Annotated in this window: 16 protein-coding genes; 4 read left to right on the top strand and 12 right to left on the bottom strand. The window is 73.8% G+C overall.

Translation table 11 applies throughout. The features are described from left to right. Nucleotides 1–4: 4 nt before the first annotated feature. Nucleotides 5–1312, bottom strand: a complete 1308-nt coding sequence (locus tag ACBR40_RS10020) for an ABC transporter substrate-binding protein (protein ID WP_371248455.1) — start codon at nt 1310–1312, stop codon at nt 5–7. Nucleotides 1313–1465: 153 nt separating this feature from the next. After that, nucleotides 1466–2233: an SDR family NAD(P)-dependent oxidoreductase gene (locus ACBR40_RS10015; protein WP_364459970.1), complete on the bottom strand. Its 768-nt coding sequence runs from the start codon at nt 2231–2233 to the stop codon at nt 1466–1468. 173 nt (nt 2234–2406) lie between these two features. On the opposite strand from ACBR40_RS10015, the gene ACBR40_RS10010 reads away from it, so the two are divergent. The 4 genes from ACBR40_RS10010 to ACBR40_RS09995 all read left to right on the top strand — a co-directional run bounded on the left by ACBR40_RS10010 (nt 2407) and on the right by ACBR40_RS09995 (nt 7481). Further along, nucleotides 2407–3705 (top strand): glutamine synthetase family protein, encoded by a 1299-nt coding sequence (locus ACBR40_RS10010; RefSeq protein ID WP_344206911.1) that lies wholly within the window; start codon nt 2407–2409, stop codon nt 3703–3705. After that, nucleotides 3695–4855 (top strand): amidohydrolase family protein, encoded by a 1161-nt coding sequence (locus tag ACBR40_RS10005; protein ID WP_371248454.1) that lies wholly within the window; start codon nt 3695–3697, stop codon nt 4853–4855. The genes ACBR40_RS10010 and ACBR40_RS10005 overlap by 11 nt, the downstream gene beginning before the upstream one ends. After that, nucleotides 4852–6015 (top strand): M20 family metallopeptidase, encoded by a 1164-nt coding sequence (locus ACBR40_RS10000; protein WP_371248453.1) that lies wholly within the window; start codon nt 4852–4854, stop codon nt 6013–6015. The genes ACBR40_RS10005 and ACBR40_RS10000 overlap by 4 nt, the downstream gene beginning before the upstream one ends. An 83-nt stretch (nt 6016–6098) precedes the next feature. Then, entirely contained in the window at nt 6099–7481 is a 1383-nt protein-coding gene (locus tag ACBR40_RS09995) for a N,N-dimethylformamidase beta subunit family domain-containing protein (protein WP_371248452.1), read from the top strand. A gap of 46 nt (nt 7482–7527) precedes the next feature. On the opposite strand, the gene ACBR40_RS09990 is transcribed toward ACBR40_RS09995, so the two are convergent. From ACBR40_RS09990 to ctaD, 10 genes are all read right to left on the bottom strand, one after another. Then, nucleotides 7528–8172, bottom strand: coding sequence for a cytochrome c maturation protein CcmE (locus tag ACBR40_RS09990; RefSeq protein WP_371248451.1), 645 nt, complete (start codon nt 8170–8172; stop codon nt 7528–7530). Between the two features lie 85 nt (nt 8173–8257). Continuing rightward, the gene (gene ccsA, locus ACBR40_RS09985; protein ID WP_371248450.1) at nt 8258–8929 is read right to left on the bottom strand and encodes a cytochrome c biogenesis protein CcsA; all 672 of its coding nucleotides are present in this window, start codon (nt 8927–8929) and stop codon (nt 8258–8260) included. A gap of 40 nt (nt 8930–8969) precedes the next feature. Further along, the gene (locus ACBR40_RS09980) at nt 8970–9245 is read right to left on the bottom strand and encodes a hypothetical protein (RefSeq protein ID WP_371248449.1); all 276 of its coding nucleotides are present in this window, start codon (nt 9243–9245) and stop codon (nt 8970–8972) included. Beyond that, the gene (locus ACBR40_RS09975) at nt 9235–10707 is read right to left on the bottom strand and encodes a cytochrome bc complex cytochrome b subunit (RefSeq protein WP_371248448.1); all 1473 of its coding nucleotides are present in this window, start codon (nt 10705–10707) and stop codon (nt 9235–9237) included. Before ACBR40_RS09975 ends, ACBR40_RS09980 begins: the two co-directional genes overlap by 11 nt. After that, a complete protein-coding gene (locus tag ACBR40_RS09970; RefSeq protein ID WP_371248447.1) occupies nt 10704–11543 on the bottom strand; it encodes a Rieske 2Fe-2S domain-containing protein in 840 nt (279 codons plus the stop codon). The genes ACBR40_RS09975 and ACBR40_RS09970 overlap by 4 nt, the downstream gene beginning before the upstream one ends. Then, nucleotides 11540–12211: a c-type cytochrome gene (locus ACBR40_RS09965; RefSeq protein ID WP_344206921.1), complete on the bottom strand. Its 672-nt coding sequence runs from the start codon at nt 12209–12211 to the stop codon at nt 11540–11542. Before ACBR40_RS09965 ends, ACBR40_RS09970 begins: the two co-directional genes overlap by 4 nt. Then, nucleotides 12208–13137, bottom strand: a complete 930-nt coding sequence (locus ACBR40_RS09960; RefSeq protein ID WP_371248446.1) for a cytochrome c oxidase assembly protein — start codon at nt 13135–13137, stop codon at nt 12208–12210. The genes ACBR40_RS09965 and ACBR40_RS09960 overlap by 4 nt, the downstream gene beginning before the upstream one ends. Then, nucleotides 13128–13508 carry a hypothetical protein gene (locus tag ACBR40_RS09955; RefSeq protein WP_371248445.1) on the bottom strand — a complete coding sequence of 127 codons (381 nt, stop codon included), beginning with the start codon at nt 13506–13508 and terminating at the stop codon, nt 13128–13130. The genes ACBR40_RS09960 and ACBR40_RS09955 overlap by 10 nt, the downstream gene beginning before the upstream one ends. Continuing rightward, nucleotides 13505–14116 (bottom strand): heme-copper oxidase subunit III, encoded by a 612-nt coding sequence (locus ACBR40_RS09950; RefSeq protein ID WP_344206925.1) that lies wholly within the window; start codon nt 14114–14116, stop codon nt 13505–13507. Before ACBR40_RS09950 ends, ACBR40_RS09955 begins: the two co-directional genes overlap by 4 nt. Then, on the bottom strand, nt 14113–16014 hold the full coding sequence (gene ctaD / locus ACBR40_RS09945; RefSeq protein ID WP_371248444.1) for a cytochrome c oxidase subunit I: 1902 nt from the start codon (nt 16012–16014) through the stop codon (nt 14113–14115). Before ctaD ends, ACBR40_RS09950 begins: the two co-directional genes overlap by 4 nt. Nucleotides 16015–16016: the final 2 nt, after the last annotated feature.

Here is a 16016-nt window from a genome sequence, read left to right as displayed (position 1 = left end):
CGGGTCAGCCCTTGGCCATCCACGGCGGCAGCCGGAAGGTGCCCGACTTGTACTTCTCGGGGGCGATCAGCACCCGCTTCTGGTCCTGGAACTGGAACGACTGCAGCGGCACGTAGTCGTCGCCCTGCTTGGCGAGGTGGGTGGCCTGGTCGAAGACGATCCGGCCGGACGCCTGCTCGGTGTCGATCTTGCTGATGGCCGAGCTGATCCCGAGCACGTCGTCGGGGTCGCCGACCTGCTTGAGCGCCTCCGCGTAGATCATGATCTCGACGTAGGTCATGACGCCCTGCGGGTCGACGTTGTCGGTCCCGTACGCGGCCTTCCAGTCGGCGGTGAGCCGGCTGGCGGGCGCGTAATTCGCGGCGGGCACCAGCCCGGCGAGGTTGTTGAACAGCACGCCCTCGGCCTTGTCCTTGGTCAGCTCGAAGAACTGCGGCTGGTTCGGCCCGTACTGCATGAACACCAGAGACTGGGTGGGGTTCTGCAGGAACTGCTGCATGAAGCTGGCCTCGTTGGAGACCTGGTAGTCGGTGTTGACGATGAAGTCGGGGTCGGCGTCACGGATCTTGCCGATGATGGTGCCCCAGTCGTTGACCGCGCCGAAGGGCACCTTCTCCTCCCCGGCGATGGTCCAGCCCTTGGAGGTGAAGGTCTTGACCAGGCCGTCGGCGATGCCCTCGCTGTAGGGGTTGTCGGAGCGGACCACGAAGACCGACTTGTTGCGCGGCTTCCACAGGCCCTCTTCCGCCCACTTCTCGGCGAGCGCGACCGGCTCGGTGCCGTAGGCGTCGTAGTTGGGGGTGATGGACCAGACGGTCGGGTACTTGGCCGGGTCCTTTTCGATGATGGCCTGGGTCTGCGCGGTGTTGCCGCCGATCAGGTAGAGCTTCTCGGCCGCCGCGAACTCGTCGATCTCGAAGTTGGAGGTCGAGGCGTAGCCGGTGACGACCGCCTTGACCGAGTCGTCGTCGGTCAGGGTCTGCACGCCCTTGGTGACCGCGTCGTTCGACTGGCCCTGCACGTCGACCGTCTTGAGCTTGAACGTGTGGCCGGCCACGCCGCCGCGCTCGTTGAGCTGCTTGATCGCCAGCTCGGCGCCCTGCTGCATGCCCTTGCCGTCCGCGGCGGACCCGCCGGTGAGCGGGGCGAGCAGGCCGATCTGGATCTCCTCGCCGCCGCCCTCGGGTGCGGCGCCCTCGGAGGGGGTGGTGGACGAGGAACAGGCGGTGGCGGCGGTCAGGGCGCCGGCCAGTGCGATGGCGGCGACGGCCCGGCGGCGGGTCCGGGGTCGGCCGAAGGGGAGACGGGCCACGGTGAAGCCTCTCTGCGCGATCGGGGGGCGGCGACGGTACGTCACCAATCGAAGTGAAATGTACGTTGCATATGCCGGTAAAGAGTAGGTCTGTAAAATATTCGTTACTTAGCCGGATGGGAAGAGCATGCCGGTGATCAGGCGAAACGCGGATCAGCTCGGCGGCAGGGCCGTTCCCGCCAGGAAACCGCCGTCCACGTCGAGAACACTCCCCGTGACGAACGACGCGTCCGGATGGGCCAGGAAGAGACAGGCGCGGGCGATCTCGGCCGGCGTGCCCATGCGGTGCACCGGCTGCCCGGCGACCAGGGTGGCCACGTACTCGGGGGCCAGGTCCGCCGTGGCGGGCACCTCGATGAGGCCGGGGGCGACCGCGTTCACCGTGACGCCGAGCGGCGCCAGTTCGAGCGCCAGCACCTTGGTGAGCATCTCCACGGCCGCCTTCGACGAGCAGTAGTGGGACGCGCCCACCCGGGCGGACCGGGCCGCCGCCGACGAGACGGTGATGATCCGGCGGCCGTCCCGGCCGGGCAGCCTGGCGAACGCCTGCGAGGTCAGCATCACGCCGCGCACGTTGATCGCGTAAACGTCGTCCCACTCGGCGAGCGGCATGTCCAGCAGGGGCGTGTTGGGGTAGCGTCCGGCGCAGTTGACCAGGATGTCGAGGCGGCCGTGCCGCTCGGCGGCGCGGCGGAACGCCTCCTCCACGGAGGCCGGGTCGCGGACGTCGAGGCGGAGCGCCGACATCCGGCCGGGGCCCGCCACGACCTCGGCGGCCCGCTCGGCGTCCAGGTCGGCGACGACGACCGTCGCGCCCGCGTCGCGGAACGCCTCGGCGATGCCCCTGCCGATGCCCTGGGCGCCTCCGGTGACGAGGGCGACGGCGCCGGAAAGCCCGTCCGGGGAGGAGGTTCTGGCCATGGCTGCCCTTCCGTTCGGCGGCGGAGAACGCCTTGACCTGCGCTTTTTCTCCGGCCGCGGTGAGTAACGTGCATGATAAATTTCATCTCGCCCTCTTGACCAGAGATTTGCATCAAATGTTTCATTTGGGCAGCCGGTCGCGGGCGTGCCGACCGGACTGGGAGGAGAGTGCGATGACCACCGGGACCGTCTTCGTGGCGACCTGCGACCTCGCGGCGCAGGTCCGCGGCCGGGCCGCGCCCGTGTCGAGGCTGGAACAGACGCTTCGCGGCGGAGTCGGCTGGGTTCCGGCCAACCTGGCGCTGAACTGCTTCGGCGACCTCGCGGACGGCAACGTGTTCGGCTCGGTCGGCGACCTGCGGCTGATGCCCGACCCCGCCACCGCGATCGACCTGCCGGCGGACGAGGGGACGCCCGGCGCCCGGCTCTACCTCGCCGACCAGACCGGCCTCGACGGCTCCCCCTGGCCAGGCTGCCCGCGCGGTTTCCTCCGCGCCGCACTCGACGACCTGCGCGAACGCGCCGGGCTGGAGATCCACGCCTCCTTCGAGCACGAGTTCATGCTCGAAGGGGGCGAGCCCGGTGACGACCCGCCGTTCTCCTTCCAGCGCGCCCGCCGCGCCGAGCCCTTCGGCACCGACCTGGTCACGCTGCTGGAGGGCGCCGGGCTGGAGCCGGAGACCTGGCTGCCCGAGTACGGCCCCGGCCAGTTCGAGATCACCCTCCGGCCCGCATCCGGCCTGGTCGCCGCCGACCGCGCCGTGCTCCTCCGCGAGCTCGTCCGCGACCTCGCCCGCAGGCGCGGCCACCGGGCAACGTTCGCGCCGATCGCCGACCCCGAGTCCGTCGGCAACGGCGTCCACGTGCACTTCTCGCTGCGGCGGGCGGACGGCGGCGGCCCCGTCATGTACGACGCCGACGCCCCCGGCAGGCTGTCGGCCGTGGCCGCCGCGTTCGCCGCCGGCGTCCTGGAGCACGCCGGCGCGGTCGTGGCCGTCACCGCGCCCAGCCCTTCCTCCTCCATCCGGCTCACCCCGCACCGGTGGAGCTCCGGCGGGGTGTTCCTCGCCGAGCGCAACCGCGAGGCGCTGCTGCGCATCGCGCCCACCGTGGCGATCGGCGACGCCGACCCCGCCGCCCAGCTCCACCTGGAGTACCGGGCCGCGGACGCCACCGCCAACCCGTGGCTGGTCCTGGGCGTCCTCGTCCGCGCGGGGCTCGCCGGGCTGGCGGCGGGCGAGCCCGCCCGGGTCTGGCCCGAGTCCAGCAGCGAGGCCGACCTGGCCGGCGAGCCCCCGCTGCCCGCGTCGCTGCCGGAGGCGCTCGCCGCGCTCGAAGCCGACGAGGTGGCGCGCGGCTGGTTCCCGCCCGAGCTGCTGCACACGTTCCTCACCGTGAAGCGGACCGAGCTGGACCACGTCGCGGGCCTGCCCTCCCACGAGCTCTGCAGGAAGGTCGCCGATGTCTACTGAGACCCCGGGCGCCGCGCTGGAGACCGAACTCGGCGCCCTCCCCCTGGTCGACCACCACGTGCACGGAGCCTCCGCCGACGATCTCGGCCGGGACGTGTTCGAGACGCTGGTGACCGAGTCGGACCGCCCGATCCCCGCGTTCATGACGCAGTTCGACTCCCAGATCGGCTTCGCCATCCGCCGCTGGTGCGCGCCCGTGCTCGGGCTGCCCGCGCACGCCTCCCCCGAGGAGTACATGTCCCGCCGCGCCGAGCTCGGCGCGGCCGAGGTCAACCGGCTGCTGCTCACCGCGAGCGGTATCGGCCGCTACCTGGTCGAGACCGGCTACCGGGGGGACGACGTGCTCAGCCCCGCCGGGATGACGGCCGTGTCGGGCCGGCCCGCCCATGAGGTGGTCCGGGTCGAACGGGTGATGGAGGACGTCGCGGCGTCCGGCGTCGCCGCCGCCGACCTGCCCGGCCGCTTCCGCGAGGAGCTGCGCCGCCGTACGGAGCACGCCGTCGGGCTCAAGAGCATCGTCGCCTACCGGCACGGCTTCGCCTTCGACCCCGCCCCGCCCGGCGACCGCGAGGCCGTCGCGGCGGCGGGCCGCTGGCTCGCCGACGCCGAACGGACAGGGGAGTGGCGGGTGAGCGACCCCGTCCTGCTGCGCCTCGGCCTGTGGGCGGCGGCCGAGCGCGGCCTGCCGCTGCAACTGCACGCCGGGTACGGTGACCCCGACGTCGAGCTGCACCTGTGCGACCCGCTGCTGCTCACCCGGTGGCTCAAGCTGGTCGAGCCGACCGGCATGGACGTGCTGCTGCTGCACTGCTACCCGTACCACCGCAACGCCGGCTACCTCGCGCAGGTGTTCCCGCACGTCTACTTCGACGTCGGGCTCGGCGTGAACTACACCGGCAGCCGCTCGGCCGAGCTGATCGCCGAGTCGCTGGAGCTGGCCCCGTTCGCCAAGACCCTGTTCTCGTCCGACGCCTGGGGCCCCGCCGAGCTGCACTTCCTGGGCGCCCACCTCTTCCGCCGCGGCCTCGGCCGCGCCCTGCGGCACTGGGTCGACGCCGGGGAGTGGAGCGAGCGCGACGCCGTACGGGTGGCCCGCATGATCGGCGCGGACAACGCGCTGCGCGTGTACCGCCTGGAGGGCGCCGCGTGAGCACGAGCCTGGCGGCCCGCCTGCTGACCGCGCTGGAGAAGGAGCTGCCCGCGGCCGGCGAGCTGCGCCGCAGACTGCACGCCGCCCCCGACCTGTCCGGTGAGGAGGGCCCCACCCGCGACCTCGTGCTCGCCGAGCTGCCCGGCGACGAGGCGCACCTGGTGGCGGGGACCGGCGCACTCGTACGCGTCGGCGGACCGGGCCCCGCCATCGGCGTCCGCGCCGAGCTCGACGCGCTCGCCGTGACCGAGCGGACCGGCGTCGCCTGGGCGTCCGGCACCCCCGGCCGCATGCACGCGTGCGGGCACGACGTGCACCTCGCCGCGCTGGTCGCGCTCGCCCGCGCGGTCGCGGCCACCGGCGACGCGGCGCCGCTGGTGGCGGTGCTGCAACCCCGCGAGGAGACCTATCCCTCGGGGGCGCGCGACATCGCCGAATCGCCGCTGCTGGCCGGGCAGGAGCTCACCGCCGTCATCGGCGCGCACGTCCAGCCCACGCTCCCCGCGGGCACGGTCGCCGCCACCCCCGGCACGGTGAACGCCGCCGCCGACGAGTTCACCGTCGTCGTACGGGGCCGCGGCGGCCATGCCGCCTACCCGCACCTGACCAGCGACCCCGTGCTCGCCCTCGCCCACGTCATCGTCGGCCTCCAGCGGGTGGTCAGCCGGGACGTCGACCCGACCAGCTCGGCCGTGCTCGGCGTCTCCACCCTCGCGGCCGGGAGCGCGCCCAACGTCGTCCCCGACTCCGCCTCCGCCAGCGGCACGCTCAGGTCCCTGAGCGACCCGGTACGCGAGCGCGTCCACGCCCGCCTGCGCGAGGTGGCCGAGCTCGTGGCCCGCGCCCACGGCTGCGAGGCCACGGTCACCATCACCCACGGCGAGCCGATCCTGCACAACGACCCCGCGCTCGCCGCCCTGGCCGGCGCGAACCTGACCGCGCTCGGGCTCGAACCCGCCCGGCCGATGTGGTCGTTCGGGGCCGACGACTTCTCGTACCTGTCGGCGGTGCTGCCGGGGCTGATGATGTTCGTCGGGGTGGACGACGGCGGCGGCGCCCGCCTGCACGGCTCCGACTTCCTGCCGGGCGACGACGCGGTCCGCGACGTGGGCCTGGCGATGCTGGCGGGATACCTGGCGGCGGCCGGCGAGACGGCCTGACCCAGGTCCCGCCGAGTGCCGGAACAAGTAAGCACTTGGCCAAGGGGCGGCGCCCGGAGGGGACCGGGCGTGAGCATGTGATCATGCGTCACGTCCTCGCCGCCCTGGTCCTGCTCGCCGCCGCAGGCTGCTCCGTCCCCGCTCCCGTGGCCCCCGGGCCCGCCGCTCCCGAACGCGCGGCTCCCGAGAGCCCCGCGCCCGCGCAGGCGCCGCCCGCCGGGCCCGTGCCCTGGCGCATCACGAAGCGCGGCGGCGAGCACGAGATCGAGGGCTACGCCGACCGCGTCAGCGTGCTGCCGGGTGAGCGGTTCCGGCTGCTCGTCTCCACCACCGCGCCGCGCTTCACCGCGTCGGCGTTCCGGATGGGCGCCCGGCCGGTACGGGTCTGGCGCTCCGCGCCGGCCGACGGGAAGCGGCAGCCGCGGGCGCGGACCGTCGCCCGCACGGTGACCGCCGCCCACTGGACGCCCTCGCTCACCGTCGACACCACCGGCTGGGCCGAGGGCGCCTACCTGGTACGGCTGGACGCCTCCACGGGCGGCCAGCGGTACGTCCCGATCACCGTGCGCTCGGCCTCGACGGAGGGCCGCGTCGTGCTCGTCAACGCGGTCACCACCTGGCAGGCGTACAACCTGTGGGGCGGCCGCAGCCTCTACATGGGCCCCGGCGGCTTCGCCGACCGCTCACGCGCGGTCACCTTCGACCGCCCCTACGACGGCTCGGGCGCCCGGCTCTTCCTCGACTTCGAGTGGAACGCCATCCGGCTGGCCGAGCAGAGCGGCCTGCCGCTGGCCTATCTGACCAGCCTCGACCTGCGGCCCGGCGCGCTGCGCGGCGCCCGGGCCGTGGTGTCGCTGGGGCACGACGAGTACTGGTCGCCGGAGATGCGGAAGGTCGTCACCCGGGCCCGCGACGAGGGCGTGAACCTGGCCTTCCTCGGGGCCAACGCGGTCTACTGGCGGATCGGGCTGTCCGGCAGGACGGTCAAATGTGACAAGGAGATCCAGTGCCCGCTCTGGCGGCAGTCGAAGCCGGAGAGCGCGCTGGTCGGGCAGATGTACGACTGCTTCCCCGCCGAGGCGGCCTACCGGGTGACCAGGCCGGGCCACTGGATCTTCGCGGGGACCAGGGGCAGGGTCTTCCCCGGCCTGGCGGGCGTGGAGACCGACAAGGTGTCGGCCGGCTCGCCCGACGTCGAGGTGCTGGCCGAGTCGCCGGTCGACTGCGGCGGCCGGGCCACCGTGAGCAACAGCACCTACTACGTCGCCCCCAGCGGCGCCGGCGTGTTCGCCTCCGGCACGATGCGCTGGGTGTGCGGGATGAAGGGCGCGGCGTGCGGCCACGGCGTGACGCGGGCGGCCGCCGCCTTCACCCGGCGTGCCACGCTCAACCTGCTGACCAGGTTCGCCAAGGGCCCGGCCGGGGACGCCCGCGAGCCCGGCGGCCGGCGCCGGACGCGGGCCTAGAGGTCGACGCCGGCCGCGGGCCTAGAGGCCGGCGTCGCACGCGGGCCTAGAGGTCGGCGACGCGGAGCGTGCCGGTCATGCCCAGCGTCTCGTGGCCGGTGACGCCGCACACGAGGGTCAGCAGCGCGCCGGACGGGGCGTCGAGCCGCAGCGTCGCCGTCTGCCCCGGGGCCAGCACCGGCGTGTGCGCCGACACGCCGATGCCGGTCACGATGAGGTCGTGCGCGGTGGACCCGGCGTTGGTCACCTCCAGCGTCACCGGTCCGGGCCGCAGCACGGGGTCGCCTACGGTCACGGCCCATTCGGTGAGGCCGACGCGGGTGCTCGCGACCGGCGGCCGGTACTCGTTGGAGTGCTTGACCATCAGCCGGTCCGACAGGAGCACCCCGCCGTCCATGCGGCCCTCGACGACCGCCCCCTGACCGCCCGCGAAGACCGGGGAGACCTCGCCGGTGTGCCGCACGGGCAGGTTCCGTACGCCGTCGGTGAGCGTGAAGGCGACGCCGTGGGGCATGGCGTGCACGCTGCCGACGACGACCAGCCCGCCGACCCGCAGCCGGTCGCCCGGCTCCGGCGGGTCCTGGGCGAGCTCCTGCGGCGTGCGGTAGTAGACGGCCCCTTCGCCCAGCGCCTGGAAGACGAGCACGCCCCCGGCCACCACCGCCACGGCGGCGATCAGCAGCCTCCTCATGACGGGGTGCGCCCCGACCACACGACGTATCCCGCCCAGGTGGCCACGGTGAGCAGGTAGCCGGCGGCGACCCAGAGCCAGCCGCTCATCGCGCGGCTCCCGCGGGCACGGGCGCGGCGGGGAGCGGCGGCGGGGGAGCGGCGGCGAGCGAGCGGACGCGGCGCGCGACCACCCAGGCCGCCAGCGCGGTGAACGCCGCCGTCGCCAGGATCAGCGCGGCCAGCATGGGCGCCGCGATCGGGAGCCGCCCTTCCGGGCTGAGCACGGTCGGCGGCTGGTGCAGCGCCCGCCACCACAGGACCGAGCCGTGCGCGAGCGGCACGGTCAGGAACCCGGCGCAGCCGGCGAGCGCCGCGGCCCGGCCGCCCGCGAGCCGCCCGGCCAGCAGGTGGGCGACGTACGCGGCGAGCATCAACGCCGTCGTGGTCAGCCGCGGGTCCCAGGTCCACCACACGCCCCAGACCGGCCGCCCCCACACCATGCCGAGCGCGATGGCGAGGGCGGTGACGCCGGCGCCGACCTCGGCCGCGGCCCTGCCGATCCGGTCCAGCTCCGGCCTGGGGTGCCGCAGCCGCAGCAGCCCGGCGGCGAAGACCGCGGTGAAGCACAGGTAGGCCGTCCACGCGGCGGGCACGTGCACGTACATGAGGCGCTGGACCTCGCCCTGCACGGCGTCGGGCGGCGCCACCGCCAGGCCCGTGACCAGGGCCGTCGCGGCTCCCGCCGAGACCAGCGAGCCTGTCAGGGACGGTCGCATGCCCCCTCCTCCCGTCATCACCGTGCGTGACCGTGTCAATCTATCCACCCCGTCCGTGACCGCGGCGGAGGCGCACCCGCCGCAGCAGCCGCCGGGCGACAACGGCGAGGAGGAAGCGCTCCAACCAGCGGCTCAGCAGGCGGCCGGTGCGGGAGCGCGGCTCGCCGTCGCCGGAAGGAGGCGGGTAGGCCGTGTCGGCGCTGTGCCGGGCGGCCTCCTCGCTCGTGTACTCGGAGTTGCTGAGCAGGCAGGTGTTCCCCTCGTAGTAGGCCCAGCGCCAGTAGCCGTTCGGCTGCCGCCACACCTCAACCCGCATGCCGGCCTCCCGCCTCCGCGACCCGCGGCGCGTCCTCCGCCGGCACGTCGGGCCGGTGACCGAGCCGCCCCGGTGCCGGACGGCGGGGCCGCCGGGCGCGGGACAGGCCCAGGGCCTCGCCGACGTACCGGGGCTCCAGCGTCATGAGCCGGCTCTCCGGATGCGCCCGCAGAGCCCGCGCCAGCACGTACGCCACCGCCCCGATGACCGGCGGCACGGCGAGCACCACGATCCGCAGCACCGCGACGACGTCCTCCACGGGAGCCTTCAGCCAGCGCGCGATCAGGTCGTCGGAGGCGGCGAACAGCAGCAGCCCCGTCTGCGCCACCGCCCACGCGCCCACCGCCGTCCGCCCGGGACGGTCCCTGACGCGGGCGTCCACGTGGTGCCGGCCCCGGTCGCCGGTGACCAGGCGGTCCAGCCACGGCCAGGCGTACATGACGAGGACCATGAGCAGCGGCAGCGCCACCGCGGGCAGGAACGGCGACGGCACCAGGTAGCCGAACACCCGGAACTCGGCCGCGGGGAACAGCCGGATCATGCCCTCCACCCAGCCCATGTAGAAGTCGGGCTGGCCCGGCGTGGTCGCGTTGGCCGGCTTGAACGGCCCCCAGATCCACACCGGGTTGACTTGCGCCAGCCCGCCCAGGCCGAAGGTCACCGCCAGCACGCCGGACAGCAGGGCGAGGGAGCGGAAGGCGTACGTGGGCCACATCTTGGAGCCGACGACGTTGCTGTCGCGCCGCCCGGGGCCGGGGAAGTGGGTGTGCTTCTGGCGGATCAGGATCGCCATGTGCGCGGCGATCAGCGTGGCGATGAGCGCGGGCAGCAGCAGCACGTGCAGGCCGTACAGGCGCGAGATGATCAGGTCGCCGGGGAACTCGCCGCCGAACAGCAGGAACGCCGCCCACGACCCGACCACCGGCACCGACAGCGCGATCGAGTAGCCGATGCGCAGCCCGGTGCCGGACAGCAGGTCGTCCAGCAGCGAGTAGCCGACGAAGCCGTTGGCCAGCGACGTGAGCAGCAGGGTGACGCCGACCAGCCAGTTGATCTCGCGCGGCTTGCGGAACGCGCCGGTGAAGAAGATCCGGCAGGCGTGCGCCGCGATCGCCCCCAGGAAGATCAACGCCGACCAGTGGTGGACCTGCCGGAACAGCAGCCCGCCGCGCACGTCGAAGCTGAGCTCGACCGCCGAGGCGTAGGCGGCCGACACGGACGCGCCGTGCAGCGGCGCGTACGAGCCGCCGTAGATCGTCTCGGCGGTGCTTGGCACGAAGAAGAAGGTGAGGAACACCCCGGTCGCGACCAGCGTGACGAAGCTGTAGAGGGCGATCTCGCCCAGCATGAACGTCCAGTGGTCGGGGAAGACCTTGGCCAGCGCGGTCCTGGTGATCTCGGCGGCCCGCAGCCGCCCGTCCACCCAGCGCCACCCGGCCCGCCCCAGCAGGCGGAGGATCACATCGGCCTCCAGTAGCCCGCGCCGACCGGCTCGTGGAAGTCGCCGGCGGCCACCAGCACCCCGTCGAACCCGAGCCTGAGCGGCAGCTGCGGCAGCGACCGGGCGGCCGGACCGAACACCGGCTCCGCGCCGCGCAGCACGTCGAACACCGACTGGTGGCACGGGCAGACCAGCCGCTCCTCGGGCCGCATGTACTGGCCGACGGGGCAGCCGGCGTGGGTGCACAGCTTGGAGTAGGCGATGATGCCGCCGACCGTCCAGCTCTCGCGGCCGCGCGGCAGGTCCAGGCGGGCCGGGTCCACGTGCAGCAGCAGCGCCATGCTGTCGCCGGTGTCGCGGTGGCCTTCGGGGAAGACCGTCAGCATCGTGCCCCGGGGGACCCGCTCGGGCCGGATGAGGTAGCCGTCCTGGTCCACCAGGCGCACGCCGTCCTGCCAGGCGGTGGTGGCCAGCGCGACCGCGGGGGAGGGGCCGTGCACCAGCAGCGACCGCAGCGGGAACAGCCCGGCCAGGCCGAGCGTGCCGAGCGCCGCCGTCAGCATGCGGCGCGGCAGCCGGCCGGCGGGCGGCTCGAACTCCGACTCCAGCGCCTCGCGCTCCTCCGGCGGGGAGCGCATCGGCTCGCGCTCCTCGACGTACGGGCCCTGCGGCAGCAGCCGGGCCGCCCACAGCGTGAACCCGGCGGCCAGCCCCGCGAAGGCCAGGCAGAAGCCGAGCCCGAGCAGCAGCCGGTCGCTTCCGGTCACGTAGCCGGTCGCGGCCAGCACCGCGCCGAGCACGGTCGCCGCGAAGGCCACGGCGATGCCGCGCTCGGCCCGCCGCCCCGGATCGCTCATGGCGCCCTCTTCCCGATCAGGCGGATGAACAGCAGCAGCAGGCCGAGCCCGACCAGCAGGGCGACCGCGCCCTCGGCGACCGGGCCGATGCCGCCCAGCGGGTTGCCGCCGTGGTCGAGCTGGTGGCGGGTGGTGGTCAGGTAGGAGGCGATGGAGTCCAGCTCGGCGTCCCCGAGCACCGAGGGCGGGAAGGCGGGCATCGCACCGGGGCCGATCCGCACGGCCTCGGCGATCTGCGTGGGTGTGGAGTGGAGCAGCGGGGGAGCGGCCAGCCCGTGGGCCAGCGTGCCGCCCGACTGCGCGCCGGAGTGGCAGGAGGCGCAGGTGGCCAGGTAGAGCTCGCGGCCCAGCCGCACGTCCCCCGGCCCGACCCGGGGGATGGCCGGCCCTGGGCCGAGCGCGGCGATGTAGGAGGTGAGCGCGGCGATGTCGGCCTCGGTGAACGCGGGCGGATGGCGTTCGGGGCGCACGTCGGGCCGAGGGATCGGCATGCGTCCCGTCGAGAGCTGGTAGTCGGCGTTGGCCGCGCCGACGCCCTTGAGCGACGGGCCGCGGTCGCTGCCCACGCCCCCCTGGCCGTGGCAGGTCGCGCAGTGCGCCCCGAACAGGTCCCTGCCGCGCTCCTGCGGGGACGGGGACGGCGTTCCGGCGAGCACGCGCTCGATCATCGCTCACCTCCGGACGCCGGCGAGGCGACGGACGGCCTCGGAGCGCTCATTTCCCGGGGCCCGTCCATCCACGCGAGGAAGACGGCAAAGATCGCGCCGAGATATACCAGGTCAGCCGGTATCCACATGACCAGCCCGGCCAGTTGCTGATCGGTCAGCGGGTCGGCGCCCGACGCGAGCGCGGCCGCCGCCTGACCGGGGAACAGCGGCGCCCCGGCCAGGGTGAGGACCGCGCCGAGCGCCGCGCTGGGCAGCGCCGTGGCGAACAGGTAGAGGATCGCGGCGGGCGGGTTCAGCCGCGACCGGGAGGACGACAGGACGTGCGTCCACAGCAGGTACGAGGTGCCCAGGAAACAGGTGTGCTCCACCAGGTGCGCCACGGGGTCGCGGAGCGCCAGCTCGTACGGGCCGGGCAGGTGCCAGAGCCAGAGCACGCCCACGTGCGCGGCCCAGGCCGCGACCGGCCGCCTCGGCACCCGGCGCAGGACGTGCCTGGCCCGGGCGAGCACCCGCCGCGCCCGCCGGGGGAGCGCCAGGGTGAGCGGCAGGCCGGGGGAGCCGGCGGCCAGCAGCGGCCCGGCCGCCGAGACGAGGATCATGTGCTGCAGCATGTGGGTGGAGAACCGCTCGTCGGCGACCGCGTCGAGGGGCGGCAGCAGGGCCGCCGCGACCGCCCCGAGCCCGCCCGCGAAGGCCCACGCCCTGACCCGGCCCAGCCGGCGCGCGCCCGCCCGCGGCGAACGGCCGGGGCCGCCGAGCCGCCGCAGCCCGATGAGGTAGCCGGCGGCGGCCAGGACCAGCCAGCAGGCCACCGGCGCCACCCCGGCCAGGTCCAGCCCGCCGGCGTGATGGTGCAGCGCCGTGGGGTGTGGGGCCGTAGGGTGCGGGGCCGCATGGTGCAGCGCCCGCAGGACCGTCACCCGCATGCGGCCAGCACCGCCACCGCGACCGCGCCGAACAGGATCATCAGGCAGGAGAACGCGTCGAGCCCGAGCCCCAGCTCGGCCAGGAACCTCGCCCGCCGCTCCCGCCGCCCCTCAGGCTCGGTCAGGTGACGCAGCCGCAGCCGCCACGCGACGGCCAGCGCCGCGACCGCGACGACGCCGGGCAGGACGGTGGCCAGCAGCGCGAAGAGGCGTACGGGGATGCCGGCCACCTCGGGGTGGCCGATGGAGCAGGCCACCTCCACCACGGCCCAGGCCACCAGCAGGTGCGCGGCCCACGCCAGCACGCCGCCCACGACGGCGAAGGCGAGCAGCCACCGCGCCGCCCGCCGGGTGCTCGGCCGCGTGCTCACAGGTGCGGGCTCAGGTAGAGGGAGAACAGGATGGCCAGCCATACCCCGTCCACGAAATGCCAGTAGAACGACACGATCCGGACCCGCTCGTGATGGGTGCGGCCGAACTTGCCGGCCAGCGCCGCCACCAGCGTGAAGCCCACCATGAGCAGGCCGGTGAAGACGTGTGTGCCGTGGAAGCCGGTGATGACGTAGAACAGCGAGCCGTAGGCGTTCGTGGTCCAGGTGAACTCCGACAGTTTGGTGGCGTACTCGGTGGCTTGGACGCCGAGGAAACCCGCGCCGAACAGCAGCGTGAGCGCCAGCATGACCCTGAGCAGCCACCGCCGGTCGTGCCTGATCGCCCAGTCGGCCCAGGCCATCCAGCCGCTGCTGATCAGCAGCAGCCCGGTCATCGCCAGCGGCTTGGCCAGCTCGGGCTTCTTGATCCCCGGCGGCGGCCACTCCGCGGAGGTCAGGAACCGCAGGTAGAAGTACGAGGCCAGCAGGCAGGCGAACAGCGTCGCCTCGGTGGCCACGAACAGCACCATCCCCCACCAGGCAGGGGTGCGGCCCTTGGGCGCGCTGCTCAGCGCCGCGGGCTCGGTGATCTCGTCGATCGCGCTCATGCCCGGGCGGCCTCCTTCGGCCAGAGCCAGCGGACGACGACCAGCGCGGTCGCGACGCCGAAGCCGGCGGCGAAGCCGGGCCGGTCGAACAGCAGGGAGGCGACGGCCAGGAACAGCGCGCCCGCCGCCGCGATCGGCGCCCATGAGTGCTCCGGCATCTCCAGCGGCCCCTCCGGCTCGCCGTCCAGCTCCGACGTGCGCAGCACCAGATGCCCGTCGGCCAGCACCCGCGCCTCGGACGTCGCGCCCTCGGCGAGGGAGGCGCGCGAACGCTCGTCCCACATCGGGTGCAGGCTGTGGACGGTGGGGATGACCGCGAAGTCGTACGGCTTCGGCGGTGACGCCGCCGCCCACTCCAGCGTCTCGCCGCCCCACGGGTCGGCGGGCGCGGCCGGGCCGCGCCGGTGCGCGTACCAGAGCGTGCCGAGCACGACCAGCAGCCCGACGCCCAGCAGGTACGCCCCGACGGTCGCGGCCAGGTTCCACGGCTCCCAGCCGATCCCGGACGGGAAGGTGTAGACCCGGCGCGGCATCCCCAGCAGCCCGGAGACGTGCATGGGGAGGAAGGTCAGGTTGAACCCGGCGAAGGTGAGCCAGAACGCCCAGCGCCCGGCCCGCTCGCTCGTCATCGTGCCGGTCAGCTTCGGCCACCAGTGGAACAGCCCGCCGATGACGGGGAACACCGCGCCGCCGAACAGCACGTAGTGGAAGTGCGCGACCACGAAGTAGGAGTCGGTGACCTGCTGGTCGAAGGGGACGACGGCGAACATCACCCCGGTCACCCCGCCCATCGTGAACACCACGATGAACCCGGCCGCCCACATCATCGGCACCTTCGGCACGACGCGGCCCATGAGCATGGTGGCCAGCCAGGAGAAGACCTGGATCCCGGCCGGGATCGACACCACGATGCTGGCGGCGGAGAAGAACGTGAGCGACAGCTGCGGCAGGCCCACCGCGAACATGTGGTGCACCCACACCCCGAAGCTGATCACCCCGGTCGCCACCGTGGCCAGCACGATGAGGCTGTAGGCGGCGATCGGGCGGCGGGAGAAGACCGGCACGATCGAGGAGACGATGCCGAGCGCGGGCAGCACGATGATGTACACGTCGGGATGGCCGAACAGCCAGAACAGGTGCTGCCACAGCACCGCGTCCCCGCCCGCGGCCGGGTTGAAGAAGTGCGTGCCGAACCGGCGGTCCAGGAAGAGCAGGAAGTTGGCGGTGTTCAGCGGCGGCAGCGCGAACACCACCATGAACGAGGTGACCACCAGCGCCCACACGAACACCGGCACCCGGTTCAGCGTCATGCCGGGGGCGCGCAGCTTCAGCGCGGTGGAGATGAAGTTGATCGCGCCCGCCGTCGTGGACACGCCCAGGAACAGCAGCCCCAGCGTGTAGACGTCCAGATTGGGGCCGGGGGCGAAACGAGGGCCGGTGAGCGGCACGTACGCGAACCACCCGCCGTCCGGCGCGGCCCCGAACGGCAGGCTGCCGAACATCAGCACCCCCGCCAGCAAGAACACCCAGTAGCCGAAGGCGTTCAGCCGGGGGAAGGCCATGTCCCTGGTGCCCAGCATGAGCGGGAACAGGAAGTTGCCGAACCCGAACAGCACCGGCGTCGCGAACAGGAAGATCATCGCGGTGCCGTGCAGGCTGAAGAGCTGGTTGTAGGTCTGCGGCGCGACCACGCCGGCGTTCGGGGCGATGAGCTGGGTGCGCATCACCACGGCCTCCAGCCCGGCCAGCGTGAAGTACACGGAGGCCGTCACCAGGTAGCGGCGGCCCACGCGCTTGTGGTCCACCGTGGTCAGGAAGCCGCGCAGGCCGGGCGGCTCCTGCCAGTGGCGCGCGACGCGCTCGGCGGCGCTCGCCCGCGCCCCGGTGACGGTCTCCACGT

The organism is Nonomuraea sp. AD125B (assembly GCF_041402765.1).
Classification (GTDB): Bacteria; Actinomycetota; Actinomycetes; order Streptosporangiales; family Streptosporangiaceae; genus Nonomuraea; species Nonomuraea bangladeshensis.
This window is presented reverse-complemented; position numbering and strand designations above follow the sequence as displayed.